The 17,115-nt window shown below is 34.9% G+C and carries 19 protein-coding genes and 1 riboswitch; of the genes, 10 read left to right on the top strand and 9 right to left on the bottom strand.

The annotated features are described in order from the left end of the window. Positions 1-39: 39 nt before the first annotated feature. The 3 genes from OL234_RS06035 to OL234_RS06025 all read right to left on the bottom strand — a co-directional run bounded on the left by OL234_RS06035 (position 40) and on the right by OL234_RS06025 (position 1,723). Positions 40-426, bottom strand: coding sequence for a hypothetical protein (locus tag OL234_RS06035; RefSeq protein ID WP_275468347.1), 387 nt, complete (start codon positions 424-426; stop codon positions 40-42). 137 nt (positions 427-563) lie between these two features. Continuing rightward, positions 564-1,166, bottom strand: a complete 603-nt coding sequence (locus OL234_RS06030) for a PepSY domain-containing protein (RefSeq protein WP_275468346.1) — start codon at positions 1,164-1,166, stop codon at positions 564-566. A gap of 137 nt (positions 1,167-1,303) precedes the next feature. Next, the gene (locus OL234_RS06025; protein ID WP_275468345.1) at positions 1,304-1,723 is read right to left on the bottom strand and encodes a GTPase; all 420 of its coding nucleotides are present in this window, start codon (positions 1,721-1,723) and stop codon (positions 1,304-1,306) included. Between the two features lie 389 nt (positions 1,724-2,112). Here OL234_RS06025 and OL234_RS06020 point away from each other — a divergent pair, with 389 nt between their 5' ends. The 5 genes from OL234_RS06020 (at position 2,113) to OL234_RS06000 (ending at position 5,470) form a co-directional block, all read left to right on the top strand. After that, complete coding sequence (locus OL234_RS06020) at positions 2,113-2,235, top strand: hypothetical protein (protein ID WP_275468344.1); 123 nt, start codon at positions 2,113-2,115, stop codon at positions 2,233-2,235. A gap of 231 nt (positions 2,236-2,466) precedes the next feature. Continuing rightward, entirely contained in the window at positions 2,467-2,649 is a 183-nt protein-coding gene (locus OL234_RS06015; RefSeq protein ID WP_275468343.1) for a hypothetical protein, read from the top strand. A 183-nt stretch (positions 2,650-2,832) separates the two neighbouring features. Next, complete coding sequence (locus OL234_RS06010; protein WP_275468342.1) at positions 2,833-4,080, top strand: DUF4767 domain-containing protein; 1,248 nt, start codon at positions 2,833-2,835, stop codon at positions 4,078-4,080. 73 nt (positions 4,081-4,153) lie between these two features. Next, a complete protein-coding gene (locus OL234_RS06005) occupies positions 4,154-4,618 on the top strand; it encodes a hypothetical protein (RefSeq protein ID WP_275468341.1) in 465 nt (154 codons plus the stop codon). 198 nt (positions 4,619-4,816) lie between these two features. Continuing rightward, on the top strand, positions 4,817-5,470 hold the full coding sequence (locus tag OL234_RS06000) for a hypothetical protein (protein WP_275468340.1): 654 nt from the start codon (positions 4,817-4,819) through the stop codon (positions 5,468-5,470). Between the two features lie 58 nt (positions 5,471-5,528). Here the strand turns inward: OL234_RS06000 and tenA are convergent, their stop codons facing one another. The 5 genes from tenA to OL234_RS05975 all read right to left on the bottom strand — a co-directional run bounded on the left by tenA (position 5,529) and on the right by OL234_RS05975 (position 9,420). Beyond that, on the bottom strand, positions 5,529-6,206 hold the full coding sequence (gene tenA, locus OL234_RS05995) for a thiaminase II (RefSeq protein ID WP_275468339.1): 678 nt from the start codon (positions 6,204-6,206) through the stop codon (positions 5,529-5,531). Beyond that, positions 6,185-6,868, bottom strand: a complete 684-nt coding sequence (gene thiE, locus OL234_RS05990) for a thiamine phosphate synthase (RefSeq protein ID WP_275468338.1) — start codon at positions 6,866-6,868, stop codon at positions 6,185-6,187. The genes tenA and thiE overlap by 22 nt, the downstream gene beginning before the upstream one ends. After that, positions 6,840-7,679 carry a hydroxyethylthiazole kinase gene (thiM, locus tag OL234_RS05985; RefSeq protein WP_275468337.1) on the bottom strand — a complete coding sequence of 280 codons (840 nt, stop codon included), beginning with the start codon at positions 7,677-7,679 and terminating at the stop codon, positions 6,840-6,842. Before thiM ends, thiE begins: the two co-directional genes overlap by 29 nt. Beyond that, positions 7,672-8,484: a bifunctional hydroxymethylpyrimidine kinase/phosphomethylpyrimidine kinase gene (gene thiD / locus OL234_RS05980; RefSeq protein ID WP_275468336.1), complete on the bottom strand. Its 813-nt coding sequence runs from the start codon at positions 8,482-8,484 to the stop codon at positions 7,672-7,674. Before thiD ends, thiM begins: the two co-directional genes overlap by 8 nt. An 80-nt stretch (positions 8,485-8,564) precedes the next feature. Continuing rightward, a riboswitch (TPP riboswitch) is annotated at positions 8,565-8,661 on the bottom strand. 456 nt (positions 8,662-9,117) lie between these two features. Then, positions 9,118-9,420 (bottom strand): hypothetical protein, encoded by a 303-nt coding sequence (locus OL234_RS05975; RefSeq protein ID WP_275468335.1) that lies wholly within the window; start codon positions 9,418-9,420, stop codon positions 9,118-9,120. Positions 9,421-9,622: 202 nt separating this feature from the next. Between OL234_RS05975 and OL234_RS05970 the strand changes: the two genes are divergently transcribed. The 3 genes from OL234_RS05970 to OL234_RS05960 all read left to right on the top strand — a co-directional run bounded on the left by OL234_RS05970 (position 9,623) and on the right by OL234_RS05960 (position 13,514). Further along, a complete protein-coding gene (locus tag OL234_RS05970) occupies positions 9,623-10,573 on the top strand; it encodes a D-2-hydroxyacid dehydrogenase (protein WP_275468334.1) in 951 nt (316 codons plus the stop codon). Positions 10,574-10,710: 137 nt separating this feature from the next. Further along, positions 10,711-12,162 carry a glycoside hydrolase family 1 protein gene (locus tag OL234_RS05965; protein ID WP_275468333.1) on the top strand — a complete coding sequence of 484 codons (1,452 nt, stop codon included), beginning with the start codon at positions 10,711-10,713 and terminating at the stop codon, positions 12,160-12,162. A gap of 17 nt (positions 12,163-12,179) precedes the next feature. Next, positions 12,180-13,514 carry a PTS sugar transporter subunit IIC gene (locus OL234_RS05960; RefSeq protein WP_275468332.1) on the top strand — a complete coding sequence of 445 codons (1,335 nt, stop codon included), beginning with the start codon at positions 12,180-12,182 and terminating at the stop codon, positions 13,512-13,514. A 25-nt stretch (positions 13,515-13,539) separates the two neighbouring features. Here the strand turns inward: OL234_RS05960 and OL234_RS05955 are convergent, their stop codons facing one another. After that, the gene (locus tag OL234_RS05955) at positions 13,540-14,301 is read right to left on the bottom strand and encodes a MurR/RpiR family transcriptional regulator (protein ID WP_275468331.1); all 762 of its coding nucleotides are present in this window, start codon (positions 14,299-14,301) and stop codon (positions 13,540-13,542) included. Between the two features lie 54 nt (positions 14,302-14,355). Here OL234_RS05955 and OL234_RS05950 point away from each other — a divergent pair, with 54 nt between their 5' ends. Next, a complete protein-coding gene (locus OL234_RS05950; RefSeq protein WP_275468330.1) occupies positions 14,356-15,252 on the top strand; it encodes an ROK family protein in 897 nt (298 codons plus the stop codon). A gap of 44 nt (positions 15,253-15,296) precedes the next feature. After that, positions 15,297-16,718 carry a glycoside hydrolase family 1 protein gene (locus OL234_RS05945; RefSeq protein ID WP_275468329.1) on the top strand — a complete coding sequence of 474 codons (1,422 nt, stop codon included), beginning with the start codon at positions 15,297-15,299 and terminating at the stop codon, positions 16,716-16,718. The last annotated feature ends 397 nt before the right edge of the window (positions 16,719-17,115 follow it).

The raw sequence follows: 17,115 nt of genomic DNA, 5'->3' as shown, positions 1-17,115 counted from the left end.
GATTCTATCTTAGTGAATGGAATCAAGCTTTTTCAGTTATTAAATACTTATCTCAATTTGTCGTGCACCATCTTTATTATAATTTACGACATCAAATTTATAAGCTCGTGCTAATACATTGCTATGCTCTAGAGTTAAAATCTCATGCCAAGTATTTAAGACAGACTCAGCGACTGAGAAAATTCGATAGTGTCGAGTTAGTAAATCAAAATCAGCATTCGCAGTAGGTGTCTCACTTCTTTTACAAAGAGAAAGGCGGAGCGTATCTTTTTCGTAACAATCATAGACGACATAGATAGCTTGACCTTTGGCAAATTCTTCAGCAATAGTGGTATCATAATCCGTCCACAAATCGGTCTTTTGTATATCTGGGTATATGTGGGAAGAATAGGTTAAATAACTACTTGCAATAATACTTAGTTGCATGTTTGTCACTCCTTTAATTGTTACAAATTATAACAATTAAAAGACTGTAAAGAAAGAGATTTCAAGATTAATTTTTAATAGGTAGTTATTTTGATACAGATCTTATTCTTGATAAAATTTAATAAGTCTAGGAAGATTTAATCATCCTGTTCAACTGAAATGACTTTATTAGTTTGGGCATCAATTTTCACTTCAACTTCTTTGCGGCCGTCTAATATTTTTAAAGACCAGTGGTTAATTCCTAGGTCTTGACTTAATTCCATTTCATCAAGTTGCCCATCAGGCACTTCTGATTGGGCATGTTTAGTCACTTCTTTAAGAGAAGCTAGTTCAGATAAATTTAACTTATCAGTGTCACGTTTGACGCCATTAGCTTCATTTTGATCAAGCTTTTCTTCTTTCTGATTGATGATTTTATCAGAACTATCTAAAAGTTTTAAACTATACTCTTTCGAATCATCTAAACCTTCAACTTCAACTTCCCAGTCATTTCGTGTTTTTTCTATTTGAATGGAGCTGATATCCGAATCAGGATAATTTTTTTCATATAGATTAATAACGTCTTCTAAATTTGTTTGAGGCAAAGTGGCAACTTGTTTTTCTTTATCTTCTTTAGCAGTTGTTTTAGTGTTATCTTCATTTTTCACTTTATCTTCATTTGTATTACCTTGACAACCAGCTAACAGTAGAACGGATAAACCTGTGATAAGACCTGTCAAAAATTTAGTAGGTGTTTTCATAGTAATCCTCCTTTAAATAACTTTTAATTAACCTTAGTATAACATAGGTATTGAAAAAGTAATCAGTCTCAAGGAGTAGTTTGATTTATAAAAAAGAAAAAAGGCACTCTTCCTACTTAGGAAGAATGTCTTTTAAATTAGGCTTTGGGTTTGAAATTTTTACTAATAAGATGTAACATTTCCATCAAATCAATACTACGTTCAGATGATTGATTTTCTAAGGCTTTGGCAATTTCATTACCAAGTAATTTGGTAAAACCAACTGCTACACTAGCATTAATTGCTGTCCCTACAACTGTGCCAACGCCAGGTATGAATTTTAGTAAGTTACCTGCGACACCTTTACCAATTGCCGCTGTAGCCGTTGCTTTTAAAGCACCAGTAATCAGCCCTTCAGAAATTTGTTGGTCATTGGCTTTATAAATTGCGGCAATCATGGTTGTTTGAATAGGAATCAAAAGAGCCGAATCAGAAAAAGGAATGGGTGAGGCACAAACACCTGCTGCAGCTACACAAGCAGTGTTAATAGCTTTTTTTGCTTGAGGATTAATTGTCATTTAAAAACATCCTTTCAAAACAAGCGTCGTTATGACGTACTTACTAACAAATCGCTTGCAAATAATTAATGCTACTATACTCCGAAAAAATAACAAGGTCAACTTTCAGAGTTAGCCTTAAGATATTGTTAAATAATCGTTATTTTTGATACAAAACTTTTTAAATAGACACGAGTGGTCTCCCTATGGCAACTATACTACTCTTAATAACGATAATAATGTTTACCAACGCATAAAAAAAGAAAGTATTGAAAATGTGGAAAAGGAACTTGCCATTTATGAGAAAAAATCAGAAATTTTGGAACAAACAAAGGAAGTTTTAAAATTAAAAAAAATACGAAATCAAGAAAATAATTTCATAAACGCGTGAAAGTAATAAAAATAGTGACTTGCGATTTGAGTTAACAAAAGCTTATTCTACTAATTATTTAGAGATGGATGAGGAACAACTTTACATGTTAGGCACATTACTAAGTTTAGTTAAAGCTACAGTTGTCAGTTTAAACGGCTAGATTGGTAACAATAATAAATTCATATGTAAAAATAATAATAAAACAGACTCTGATTTTTTTCCATTAATTTAACCCAAAATAAAAAAGAAACGCTTTAGAGCGTTTCTTTTTTATTATTGACAGTTTTTACAGCAAAAAAATCGACTTTTATGGTAAACTAAAGATGAGATTAAAACGTCTAGCACTGATTTAAAGTTAAATTAGGCATGATAGACACAGGAGGAGTCCACTATGTTAAAAAAAGAATTGCAAATTGAACTACAAGAAATTGAAACAGCGATTGAATCACTAGAAACAGAAATAAAAGCAACTGAAGCGAGTCATAACGCAGAGTATGCAGCTGAATTAAATCAAACCGTAAGCTTACTATCAAGCAAACGCGATGAAATTGTAGCTTTATTAAAACAAGACTAATTTTAACAAGTGATCGAGTCGAGCTATTTACTTAATCCCGTAAAGTTATTTAAAACAACAGCACCAGCAAGAAAACGTTAAGTTAATCTAAACGTTTTCTTGTTTTTTAGATAGGGGGCGATAGATTATTTAGCTGAATTGGCTTGCTAGTAAAAAATGAAAACTAAGGGAGGATAAAAAAGCATGAAAAAAAAGTGGTTAATTTTATTAAGTGTTTTCTTTCTAATAGGCTGTGGTAAAAAAGAAGAGTATGTGGAAGAAACATCTCAACAGGTAGCGCCAAAAAGTGAAGACCAGTCTTCTGAAATGAAACCTGAAAAGGACCATAGAAATAGTCTGAAACATGAGAAATCCAAGAGAAACCATACCCCGTCAAAACATGTTGACTCTCAACGGAACAGAGACTTAAAAAAAGAAAAGTACGCCCACAGACCACTTTGGGATTCTCATAAATCACAAAAATTAGCTGATTACATGAGACAGTGGGGGGACGAAATGGGACAAGATTATCAAGAAGCGTATCCTTTAGGAGAAACCATTAATTATTATGGTTATCACTACCCTCAAGATATTGTTAAAAATAATTTTGCTTTTAAAAATAACCCAATAGATGTCACCTTATCAAAAGATGGCGAAAGTTTTGATGGGTATAACATAGTCGCCATTTTTTCAGATATAGAGTCTCATTCACCAAAAGGTGCTCATCTTTATCTATTTACTCTGAAAGATGGGAAGCCAACGATTCTGATAACCTCACAAAATCAAGGAAATGATGAAAATTTAATCTATTTTAATGAGACAGAAAATTATGAATTAAAGAAAAATTTTGAAGCAATTGTAATGGGTAATGGCAGAGAAAAAAGTATCGAGCAGTCTAAGACTTCAAACCCAGAGAGGCATTCTTTTTCTGCTCATGAAAAAGAAAAAATTAATCAAAGATTTTATGATTGGGCAACTGAGCGAGCAAAAATAGGCAATATGGCAAGTAGTCCGTTATTTTTTAACCATGGATCAGGTGGAAGTGGTGATTGGTTCGGTCAAACACCTGATGGAAAAATATTAGTTCAAAATGAAGGGAATCCTGGAAAAGAAAGTTTTCCTATCGAAGCACTTGGAGGTCTGTTATTCTTTACTGCTCTAGATGGGACTACAGGACATGATGAAAAAATTTTATCTAGTTCGATTGCAGAGGGTTATTCTAGAAATTTAGACCCAGAGTTCCCCTCAAGTAAATATATTTTAGGTGATAATGGGATAGTCTATGAGTACAAAAAGCCAGCAGGAGAGTTATTAGGAGCAGGTGAAGGGTTTATAGAATGTGATGATTTAGGAACTATTAGTGAGATACCAAGTAAGGAACACTTTATTATTTCTGAAGACCAAGCAGCTCAAAGCAAACTAAAAGAATTGATTGCTGAAGTGACTGATTAACTAGAGCTATTTGATTAAATAGCAAGTAATCTTAAAAATAGCGGACATGATTATTATCTTAGGGGGGAAGAGTATGTTTACGTTGGAAAAGTTTTTCACATCGGGGGAGTACTTGCGTGATTTATCAATTGCAGTTTATGCAGGTGTTATCTTATGGGCAATGGGTATTTTTTATGATCGTAAGCAAGCACGACGTCGTTCAAATGAAGACAAATCAGATTCTTTAGCTGAACACTATACTGAAATGCTAGGAACTTCTGCACGTTATCTGAAGGTAGATGAGAGTTATCCTAATTATGTCAAAGATGAGATAGAAATTCGCTTTAAAATGAGTGCCGAACATTTTGAACGCGTCTTAGAATCGATTGATGTTGGTGTTTACGAAAAAAATTACAATCTAACGGATGTTTTAGAAGTTCGGGAGATGATCAAAAGCGTGTTGGAATTGGATCATAATGCTTATCAAAAAGTTAAAGAAGTTAATGGCACAGTCCATCAAATGGTAAAAAATATTAAACGTTGTAAAAAAGGTATTTAATCAGATATTTAAAAGTTATCTTCTACTAACTAAGGTAGAAGATAACTTTTTTTGTTGGCTAACTAATGACATACTAAACGTATCTGTTTTCTAAAAGTTGTTTTTTCGTTAATATATGAAGTTCGGGTGGATAGGGTCTTGTAGTAAGATAAAGAGAGTTAAGAGATACCTACCAAATAGTAACCAAGGAGTTTTTATATGAAAAAAACTACGATAACATTCGCTATACTTACGCTATTCATTTTTATAGGAAGTACTAGTTTAGTGGGGAGTATGACTTATCCAACTAAATTAGTTGAAAAAAATTGTAAAGCCAAAACAAATCTGAGTGATAATGCACAAAAAATTATCTCGGATAAATTTTATGACTGGGCAGTGACTCGTGCTGAAGAAAGCAAACAAGCTGTCACGCCAATCTTTTTTTCACCTGAAGAGCATAGTATAGGAGATTGGTTTGGCCAGACTCCTGATGGTAAAATTTTAGTAAGCAAGAACGATGAATCTAAATGGGATGATTTTCCGTTACATGCAATGGGGGGGGTTGTATTTTATACAGCACTTAATGGACAAATTGGTCATGATCCCGAAATTGATTATCGGGATTTGAAAGTAGATTATGAGGTAAATATGGATGAAACTATGCCCGCCAGTAAATATATATTAGGAGATAACGGCATAGTGTATGAGTTAGTAAAAATAACGGGTGAACAGTTAACGCCGACCAGTGGTTTTAAAAAAAAAATAAAGGATAACTTGGTTGAAGTACCTGAAAAAGAAAACCTAATAAAATCTAAAGATCAAGAGGCTCAGAACGTCTTAGGGAAGTTGATAAACACCTATTGTGAGTCGTAATAATATCAATTATTATGGGTGAAAGTAGGCTGACTTGAAGTTAAAGTCAGCCTACTTTCTATTTATGCAAAATTCCTAAATTTTGTTGGTAAGACATTTCCCAAAAAAGGTATTCAAATTCAACACTTGCTGTAAAAATAGCCTCAATTCGTTGTTTTTCGATAACAGATTTATTTTCCACCAAAGTATCAAGGGTATCAAAAAACCAAGAAAATGACTCTAAAAAATCAGCATTAGCGTACATTTCAATCCAAGATTTATAGAAATTTTCTTCAAGTTGATCGGCATACTTTTCTTTTAACCCCATAGCGTAGTCATAATAAGTCCAAGCACAGGGAAGAATAGTAGCTAAAATTTCAGCTAAATCACCAGTCTGCCCAACTGCGAGCATATTGGCAGTGTAAGTGCGATTAAACAAAGAGGTGGGTGTTGTTTTTAGTTCGTTAAAATCAATATCAAACTGCTTCATGTACTGACGATGGAGAGCTAATTCAGTTGTCAGAATACTGTGTTGAATTTCAACGAATCGTTGTAAGAGTTCTTCGTCTTTGCATTTGACAGCACCAAGAGCATAAACTTTAGTATAGTCAAGTAAATAAAGATAATCTTGTTTTAAGTAAAATTGAAATCGTTCTTTTTTTAATGTCCCTTGTCCTAACTCTTGAACGAAGGGATGGTGATAACCGGCTTCCCAAATTGTCTGCGCTTTGTTTTTTAATGATCTAGAAAAGGACATGTTGCACCTCTTTTATTTAATAGTTGTTGGTCAATTAACTGTCGATATTTTTGTGTGACATGACATGTTTCGGTAGCTGTCATAATCTCGGAAACAATGGCAAAGCCATTAATTCTTTCGTGTTGGAAAAGTGGAATAGTTTGTTGTGTCATCCCTCCGATTAAGATGATCGGGAGGGAGACATTTTGACAAATTTTGGCGAGAGTCTCGTGATCGACGATAATCGCTTCTTCTTTTGTTTTAGTTGGAAACATGGCACCCACGCCCAAATAGTCAGCTCCTTGTTTTTCTGCTATAATCGCTTGATCTAAGGTTTGGACAGATACGCCAATAATTTTATCAGCTCCGATTAAACTTCGGACGACAGGTAAAGGCAAATCATTTTGTCCAATATGTACGCCGTCAGCTTGACAAGCTAGGGCGATATCAACTCGGTCATTGATAATAAGAGGAATATGTCTGTCTTTGGCGAGCGTTTTTACGGCCAACGCTTCTTCTAAAAAAGCTTGTGAGCTTAGTTTTTTTTCACGCAATTGTAACATAGTGATACCCCCATCTATTGCTTGAGAGATCGTGTCAATTAAACTCGATTGTGACATGAGAGTTCTATCAGTTACCAGGTAAAGACGATAGTCAAGGCATTGTTTGTTCAATTTGACCACGCTCCTTTAAAGTAGTATAGGACAAGGTATTCACGTTATCTATTAGCTGTATTTTTAAACTTGCCGAACCTTGACCTGTCTGTTTTTCAGCCGCTAGCTCTCCACAAACCCCCATAATCAGCAGTGCGGTTAAAGTGGCTATCAATGGCTGTTGTGGCATACCGCCACAACAGCTAGCAACTAGGGAACTAAGCATACATCCCGTACCAGTAATGTTTTGTAGCTCAGAAATCCCATTTTTTATCAAGTAAGTTTTAGATCCATCTGATACAACATCGACTTTTCCTGTAATGACTACAACACACCGATAGCGCTTAGCAAGTAAGCTAGCGATTTCTTGCTTGTCTAGCTGAGAGATGCAGTCGTCGCTTGTAGCATCAACGCCTTTAGGCTGTGTCTTGTAACCCGCTAAGTAGCTAATCTCTGATAAATTCCCTCTAATGACAGTAAAGTGGATGTCGTGTAGTAGACTAGTTAAAGTTTGGTTACGAAAACTAGAAATACCAGCCCCTACAGGGTCTAAAATAATTGGGATTCCTAAGTCGTTGGCTTTTTTACTAGCTAGCAACATGGCAGCGGCACTATTTTGATTGAGTGTCCCAATGTTGATGACTAATGCTTGTGATAATGTGGTAATATCAGCTACTTCTATTTTCTCGTCAGCCATAATAGGTGAAGCGCCTATCGCTAAGGTGATATTAGCACAATCATTAGCCGTCACATAGTTGGTAATATGATGCACAAGAGGGTGATGAAGCCGAACATTGGTTAAAGTTTGCTTGACTTCTAGTAATAAATAGCTATTAGTCATTTTTGTCCTCCGCTAATCCATTGCGATAGAGATCATAAAAATGATGAGTAGGACCATGGCCAGAGCCAATCGCTAATGAGTGTTGGATTGCTAAAGTTATATAATTTTTAGCTTCAGCTACTGCTAAGTTTAGTGGCAAACCTAAGGCTAGTTGTGAAGCAATAGCTGCAGAAAAGGTACAGCCTGTCCCATGAGTATTTTTAGTTTCTATTCGTTTACTTGTATAATAATAAAATTGTTTACCATCAAATAAAATATCGGTTGCATCTCCATCTTTGTGGCCGCCTTTTAGTAAAACAGCACAAGCACACGTGTGATAGATTAAACGACACGCCTCTTCCATATCTGAGGTGGAGCGAATAGTTTTTCCTGATATCTTTTCAGCCTCAGGAATATTGGGTGTCACTAAGGTTGCTAAGGGGAGGACTTGTTGAATCAAAGTATCAATCGCTGAAGGCTCCATCAAAGCCATCCCATTTTTAGCAAACATAACAGGGTCTAATACCACATTTTTTGGCTGCCATTTCTGCAAACTTTTTGTAACGGCTATCATTGTGGGAACACAGGAAAGCATGCCTATTTTAATAGCATTAGGTGTAATATCTTCAAAAATTGCGTTAATTTGTTCGGTAATGATAGCAGGTGTCATATCTTGATAAGAGATAACACGAACCGTATTTTCAGCTACGACAGATGTGATGACAGACATTCCGTAAACGCCATGTGCTGAAAATGTTTTTAAATCTGCTTGGATGCCAGCACCTCCACTACAATCTGAACCAGCAATACTTAAAACTTTCTTCATCACTATTTCCTCCTTTATCAATAAAAAAAAGACATTCTTCTCTTAGGAAGAATGTCTTAAATGTCAGGGATTTAGTGTATGACAAAGTGACATCTGCTCCCTACGCTGGTATCAACCAACAGGTTCTAAGGGTCAGGTTTTACCTTCTCAACGACTAACGTCCCCCTGCAAATAATTAAACTATTTGAATGTGCCTTCATGATAGACGATATTATTTCAAAAGACAAGCGCTTTTCGTTATATCTTTTTGTTCACAAATAAAACATGTGATAGTAATGTATCAGATAATCTAATTGGAATAGGTCAGTTTCTAAAAATTAATCAAAAAATAAAATGGAGCTGTCAATGATTATTATATAGTAATAAAAACTGACAATCATCCTATGTTATCTAACGACGTTTGTCAATTTTTATTTTAATTTCATAGCGAACCTAATAAAGTATTGACTTATAATCACATAGTTTTTTTGAATATTGTGAAAAAAAGACAAATATACTTCTGACTTAGAATAAATCTCGGAAATTTATTTCAGCTGAGGGAGCATTAGGTTGAAATAAATTTTTAGCTTTTAAAAAGTGATAAAACTCATCAAAGGCAGCAAAAGTTGTTGTCTCTTTGTCCTCCTGTTTCTTTCAGAGTTCACTTGAGTAATGATTTAAATGTAGGCCATTGTCTTCTGCTAATGTCAGTGTTAAGCCACTGCTTGCAACATTATCTGTGGAAGAGTCAAAGTTGTCATACATCTCAGCTAACTCTTCATCAGTATAATCGTAAACATCCCTTTCAGTAATGTATTCTTCAAAGATTTCTACTAAACTATCTCCAGGATTAATAGTATTATCAGTTATAAACTGTTGTAAAAAACTAGCGAAAGTGTCCCTACTTTGACCTGCTTGATTTAATCCATATAGCGTTTCTTCAGCATCGTATGTCAAAAAATCATCTCCTTTAATGTTATTATCATTATTATATAACAGATTATCAGATAATGTCCTATTTTTTTGTTTTGTGGCAGGTTTTATTTCTTAATAGCGTAATCTGTTCCCAAAACAAAAGTTTATTCAGTTGCTTATGTCCTAATATCGTGAGATTATAGAATAAGTAATGTAGTTGTTTATTAGAATAGGAGTGTAGAAAATGAGTGAAACAATTTTAGTTTTAGATGACTTAACACTAGCAAGAGAGGAAAGCTTAACTCAGCAGTTTCCAAAAGATAATTTTTTATTTCGGACTCAAAAAACTGTCACACCAGCTGATATTGAACAAGCAACCGTTATTTGGGGGAATTTACCTCCTGAAAAACTCGGGGATAAACTAAAAAATTTAAAATGGGTTCAACTTTGTAGTGCTGGTTATGAACTTTATAGTCCGCTAGGGGTTCTACCAGAAAAAACAAGTTTAACCAATGCACGTGGGACTTATGGCTTGACAGTAGCTGAACATACTCTGGAAACGACTATGATGATGATGCGTAAGCTAAATTTATATTATCAAAACCAATTAGCAGGAACGTGGAAAAAAGAAGGAAAAATAAAATCAATCTATGGTTCTAAAGTGGGGATTTTAGGCCTAGGTGATTTGGGACAAAATATTGCCGAACGTTTTTCAGCACTAGGTAGTGAGATTGTTGGCTTTTATAAAAATGATACGAAGGACTTTCCTTTTGTGTCAGAAGTTCGTTCAATTGATAATTTTTCAGATAAGTTAGCTGATATTGATGTCTTAATTTTATGTGTCCCAGCTATGACAAGCAATTATCATCTAATTGATGAAAATTTATTAAAAAAAATGAAGTCAGATGCCATTTTAGTAAATATGGCCCGTGGAACAGTCGTTGATCTAGAAGCCCTTTGTAACCACTTAGAAGCTACACCAAGCTTTAGTGCAATACTAGATGTCACAGAACCTGAGCCGCTTCCTGATGGACATCGTGCTTGGGACTTATCGAATATTTTGATTACGCCTCATGTTGCTGGTGGATTTGAATTACCAGCTACGATTGATTTTTATGTTGAATTGGCTCGAACTAATTTATTGAATTTTAAAAATAATAGACCGTTAAAAAATAGTGTCATTGAGGGAAAATAATAAGTTCGAAGAAAAAGCTTATTTGGTACACTTTGTACCAAGTAGGTTTTTTTTTCTACATTCTTGAAACGCTTACAAAAAATAACGTTCTAGTTTATGATAGTTATTAACAATAAAAATTATAGGAGGAATTAGCTATGTATCATAAAGAATTAACTGATTTTCCCAAAGACTTCTTATGGGGATCAGCTTCAGCAGCTTATCAAGTTGAAGGTGCTTATCAACAAGATGGAAAAGGGAAATCAGTTTGGGATGATTTTGTTAAACTACCAGGAAAAACATTTAAAGGGAGCAATGGTGAAGTAGCAGTTGACCATTATCATCGTTATAAAGAAGATGTCGCGTTGATGGCAGAACAGGGCTTAAAAACCTATCGTTTTTCAATTGCTTGGTCACGAATTTTACCTGAAGGTCGTGGTGAGATCAATCAAAAAGGCTTGGATTTCTATAGTAACTTGATTGATGAGTTACTGAGGTACGGGATTGAACCAATGGTTACTATTTATCATTGGGACTTACCACAAAATTTGCAAGACTTGTATGGCGGATGGGAATCCCGTGAGATTATCAAAGATTTTACAGATTATGCCAAAATTTTATTTGATAATTTTTCAGACAGAATGAAGTACTGGGTGTCTATTAATGAACAAAATGTTTTTATCATGCATGGTTATATGTTAGCGTCACATCCACCAGCAGTGAATGATCCTAAGAGAATGTATGCAGCGAATCATATTGTTAATTTAGCAAATGCTTCGGTTACTAAGTTATTTAAAGAGGGCAATTATCAAGGAATGATTGGACCAAGTTTTGCTTATGCACCAGCCTATGCTCTTGATTGTTTACCTGAGAACGTGATTGCAACAGAAAATGTTAATGATTCTTTTGCCTATTTTTGGATGGATATTTACCGATATGGTCGTTATCCAAAAGTGGCGTTTAGAGCCTTAGAAAAAGCAGGGATTGCCCCGATAATTGAAGAGGGAGATATGGCACTATTAGCTCATAGTACGCCAGATTTTATGGGAGTTAATTATTATCAATCAATGACCGTCGCCGCTAATCCTTTAGATGGTGTTAGCATGTCAGGTGAGGCAAATTATAGTGGTGAAAAAGGAAAAACGAAAGAACAGGGGATGCCAGGTATGTATAAAATGGTGGCTAATCCTCACTTAGAGACAACTAACTGGGATTGGACAATTGATCCAACTGGTTTAAGAGTATGTCTCCGCCGTATATCTAGTCGTTACGATTTACCGATTATTATTACCGAAAATGGCTTAGGTGATTTTGATACGTTAGAAGAGAACAATGAAGTGCACGATGAGAATCGAATTGCTTATTTGAACAATCATTGTTTAGCAGTCCAAGAGGCAATCAGTGATGGCGTCGAAGTGCTAGGATATTGCACTTGGAGTTTTACTGACTTGCTTAGCTGGTTAAATGGCTATCAAAAGCGCTATGGTTTTGTTTATATTGATCGCAATGAAGTTGAGGAAAAAGAGTTAACTCGTTATAAAAAAGCAAGTTTTTATTGGTATCAAAACGTTATCAACTCAAATGGTCAGACACTACATAATCATAAGTAAAGAGGAGTTTTTATTTCATGAAAAAATTAGAAGATTTTTTAGGAAAATACATCGGACCAATCGCCAACTGGATGAATCAAAATAAATTTTTCAGCGCTTTATCAGAAGCTTTTATGCGAGTGACACCTGTCACGTTAGGTGCAGCCTTTTTAATGATTTTGGGTAATTTCCCAATTCCAGCTTGGATTAACTTTTTAGAAAATAGTGGTCTAAAACCACATTTCGATGCAGTTTTAGGCGGGACGATTAATTTGATTTCAATTTTTGTGGCATTTAATTTTGCCTATATTTATGCTAAGAATGAAAAATATAACCCACTGTCTGCTGGACTTTTAGCGATAGCTAGTTTCTTTATTGTCATGCCTCAACGTTTGGAAGTGCCTGCCTTAGAAAAGGCTGTGACAGAATTTCCAGGTTCGGCAACGATAACAGAGATGCAAAGTGTTGAAGCATACCAATCTTTATATACAGGGGGGACGGGACTTTTAGTTGCCATTCTGGTAGGTTTTTTAACAGCTAAAATGTATTGTTATTTGAATGAAAAGAATATCACAATTAAAATGCCAGACTCTGTTCCGACAAATGTGTCAAAATCTTTAAGTCCAGCGATTTTATCTGGTATTATCTTTACCGTCTTTTTTGTTATTCGAGTAGCTTTTAGCTATACGCCATTTGAAAGTATCTTCACTTTTGTTTTTGCTTTAATTCAAGCGCCGCTTCAAAGCATAACAGCATCTCCGATTGCGATCATTGCAATTTTTACAATTGCGAATTTATTATGGTTCTTCGGTATTCATCCTAACATGATCTACGGTGTCGTGATGCCTGTTTTGATGGCGAATAGTTTAGCTAATATGAATGCCTATCGTGATGGCTTACCACTCCCTTACTTGACAGCAATGGTCGTGGCCTTTGTTTGTGGGAATGGTTTTGGTGGTCAGGGAAGTACGTATGGTTTAGTACTATCAATGTTTACGGCCAAGAGCGAAAGGTACAGACAGCTCTTAAAATTAGCAGGGCCACCAAGTATTTTTAATGTTAATGAACCGTTAGTTTTTGGGACGCCCTTAATGTTAAATCCAGTCTTTTTCTTACCAATGATTCTATCGCCGATACTAATGGGCGGAGCTACTTGGCTATTAGTCAATATTCTGAATTTTACTGAGTTGAATCCTTTGATTTCCCTCCCTTGGACGACACCAGCACCTATCTTAATGGGCTTACAAGGGGGCTGGAAATATTTAGTGATTTTTGCTGTTTCCTTAGTTATTAATTTTGTTTTATGGTTACCCTTCTTTAGAGTGGCGGATAAACAAGCTGTTAAAGAAGAACAAGAAGCTAAAATTGTTTAATTTTTAAATTATCTTATGTTCGTTATTAGTTATCTTTAGCTTGAGTGCTAATTAAATTTTTTATGATAGTTTCAATAATAAAGATAACGGGTAACTGGGATGATAGGTCAGCATGATAATGAATTCGATCGTATGACGTATCATATGGGACAGTTAAATCACACTGTTTTGCTAAGTTGCTGGTTTGTTTAGATGTAATACAGGCAGTTGTAATATTAGATTGGTTTTTGAGTTTTTCAGCCATTTGAATTAGTTCAATGGTATGTCCAGAGACAGAAAAAAATAAGCATAATTCCGTTATATTATTAACTGGGTGTTGGTCTAGCATGGCGTAAGGAAAATAGGTACCTTTGGTAACAAAACTATGATATCCTAAAGTTGCAAGATGTTTGGAAGCGTATTCTGCAACTGCTCCAGAAGCGCCCATTCCTATACAATGAATCAAATCAGCTTGACGAATCTTTGTGGTTAAATTCGATAAGGCTTGTTCAAAATTGGGTGTTAAACTATTATTTGTAACAAATGTTTGCGTATAAGTAGTGGTGTCAATAATCGTTTTGGTTTCTTCTAAATGATTTCTAACATGTAGACGAAACTCCGGATAGCTTTCAAAGCCGATATGTTTCACAAAACGAACGATGCTTGAAGGAGAGACGTGCGTCGCTTTTGCTAATTCACGAATGCGCATATAAGCAACTTGTTCGGTATTTTTTATAACATATTGGGCAATTTCAGCATCAAGCTCACTAAGTTTAATAAGTTCATCAATGGTAAAAATAACAATCAACTCCTTTAATTAGTATATTAAAGGATTGTAATTAGCAAGTAAAGGAGAAGTAGAATGGCAAATTATTTATGTATTGATATTGGTGGGACAGCTATCAAATATGCTCAAAGTGATGAAAAAGGCAAGTTAGAAAAAGTTGCCTCTTGTCCAACACCAGATAGCTTATCAGGTTTGTTGAGTAAAGTTCAAACGTTAGCAAGTGAGCGAGCCACTAATATTAGCGGTGTGGCCATTAGTATGCCAGGTTTATTAGATTCTGAAACAGGGCATATCGTCCACGGTGGGGCCTTGACTTATTTAGAGGATATTAATATCCGCCAATTATTTCGTGATCGCTTACCAGGTATTCCTCTCCATATTGAAAATGATGGCAAGTGTTCAGCAATTGGTGAAAAGCAGTTTGGTGAATTACAAGGGATTGAAAATGGTGTAGTCTTAGTATTTGGAACAGGTGTTGGTGGTGGAATTATCATCAATAACCAATTAGTTAAAGGTGCTAATTTATCAGCCGGTGAATTTTCTTTTATTAGGACGAATCCAATGACAAGTGCTTACCATGATTTTTTTGCTATGCAAGGCAGTGTGAGAGTGCTTATAAAAAACTATCAAGAACTAAGTGGTTGTGATCAGCCCATTACAGGTGAACAGTTTTTTGAAAAAATCAAAGAAGGCAATGAGTTAGCTCTTAAATTATTCGATGACTATACTAAAAAAATTAGTCAGCAACTTTTTAATATTCAAACGATGTTAGATCCAGAGGTAATCGTTATTGGTGGAGGTGTTAGTCAGCAAACTATCTTGATTGACGCACTTGAAGCAAAACTGGTAGAAGAAGTTAGTAAGTTTCCAATACCACTTATTAAGCCTCAAATTAGACAGTCAAAACTAGGAAACCAAGCAAACTTATTAGGTGCTTTGGCTAATTTCTTAGAAAAAGAGCAACTAGTTTAGCTATATCAACTAAAACTATATCAAAAATATAAGGAGTGTACAGGATGACAAAACAAGCAGTATTTCCAAAAGAATTTTTATGGGGGGGAGCAACAGCTGCCAATCAACTTGAAGGAGCACATGATGAAGATGGAAAAGGTTTGACCATTGCAGACGTTTCTCCTGGCGGAAAGCAACGTATGAAGTTACTTATGACGGGTGAATCAGCACTGACAATTGATTATGATACCTATACATACCCTAATCATGTTGGGATTGATTTTTATCATCGTTATAAAGAAGACATCGCTTTATTTGCTGAGATGGGATTTAAAACGTTTAGAATGTCAATTTCGTGGGCACGTATTTTCCCTAACGGTGATGAGATACAACCAAATGAAGCTGGATTAAAATTTTATGAAGAGGTAATCGATGAATTATTGAAACATGGGATAGAACCAACTATTACCATGTCTCATTATGAAACGCCTTTAAACCTTGTCAAAAACTATGGTGGATGGAAAAATCGTGAATTAATTGGTCTATTTGAGCGTTATGCTCGCACTATTCTGACTCGTTTTCATAAAAAAGTAAAATATTGGATGACTTTTAATGAAATTAATACAGGCGTTTTTGGTTCGTTCTTCAGTGTAGCAATGCGTAATGAATCGGCTGAAAATAATTTTCAAGCGCTACACAATCAATTTGTGGCAAGTTCCTTAGCCACAAAGATTGCTCATGAACTAGATTCAGAACTTAAGATCGGTTGTATGAGTATTTATGCAACAATGTATGCTTACGATTGTAATCCGAAAACTGTTATGACCAAAGATTTACAAAATAGAATGTTTAATTATTTTTGTAATGATGTTCAAGTTCGTGGTGAGTACCCAACTTATGCTACCAAGTATTTTGAGCAAAATGGTATTCAGTTACATATCGCCAAAGGAGAGTTAGAGCTATTAAAAAATCATCCGGTTGATTATTTATCATTTAGTTATTATATGTCAGCTACGGTAAGTACCGAAGAAAAAGAAAAAACTGCAGGTAATTTTTTTGGCGGGGCGAAAAATCCTTTCTTAGAAGCAAGTGAATGGGGATGGGAGATTGATCCAGTTGGCTTACGAATTGCCTTAAATGACTTATATCAACGTTATGAGGTACCGTTATATATTTCTGAAAATGGCTTAGGAGCGATTGATAAAGTAGAAAAAGATGGAACTATTAATGATGATTATCGCATTGCTTATTTAGAAAAACACCTAGTCGAAATGTCAAAAGCAATTAATGAAGATGGAGTAGACTTGTTTGCCTATACACCCTGGGGTTGTATTGATCTAGTAAGTGCTTCAACTGGTGAAATGAGTAAACGTTATGGATTTATTTATGGTGATTTAGATGATCTAGGTGAAGGAACGATGGCTCGTACCAAGAAAAAATCATTCACTTGGTATCAAAATGTTATTAAAAATAATGGGTTAGTCTAGTATAAAGAAAACGTTCTAAAAAGAGGGGGATTCCTTTCTTTTTAGAACGTTTTTATTCTTAATAATTAATTATTAAGAAAATAATTTTTTTTAGTTATTAAACAAAGTGTAGTGATAGTCACTACACAAAAAAATAGGATTAATAGCGTTATTTATAACTTTTTAAAAGAAAATAATCCTTGACTGTTCGCCTTTATTATCCCTATAATGGCGTCAGATAGAAGCAAACACAAAATATGACACTCTCTAGATGCGACAACAACTAGAGAGTTAAGATTAGTCCCCAATGACTAAGCAGTGCCATAGTTAATGCTAACACTAATCAGATAAATTGTAAACGTTTTCTTTGTTTAGCGGTTTATTTGGCGATGATTTAGAGTAGCTATGTCAGAGGGAG

The organism is Vagococcus intermedius (assembly GCF_029144185.1).
GTDB lineage: Bacteria > Bacillota > Bacilli > Lactobacillales > Vagococcaceae > Vagococcus_D > Vagococcus_D intermedius.
This window is presented reverse-complemented; position numbering and strand designations above follow the sequence as displayed.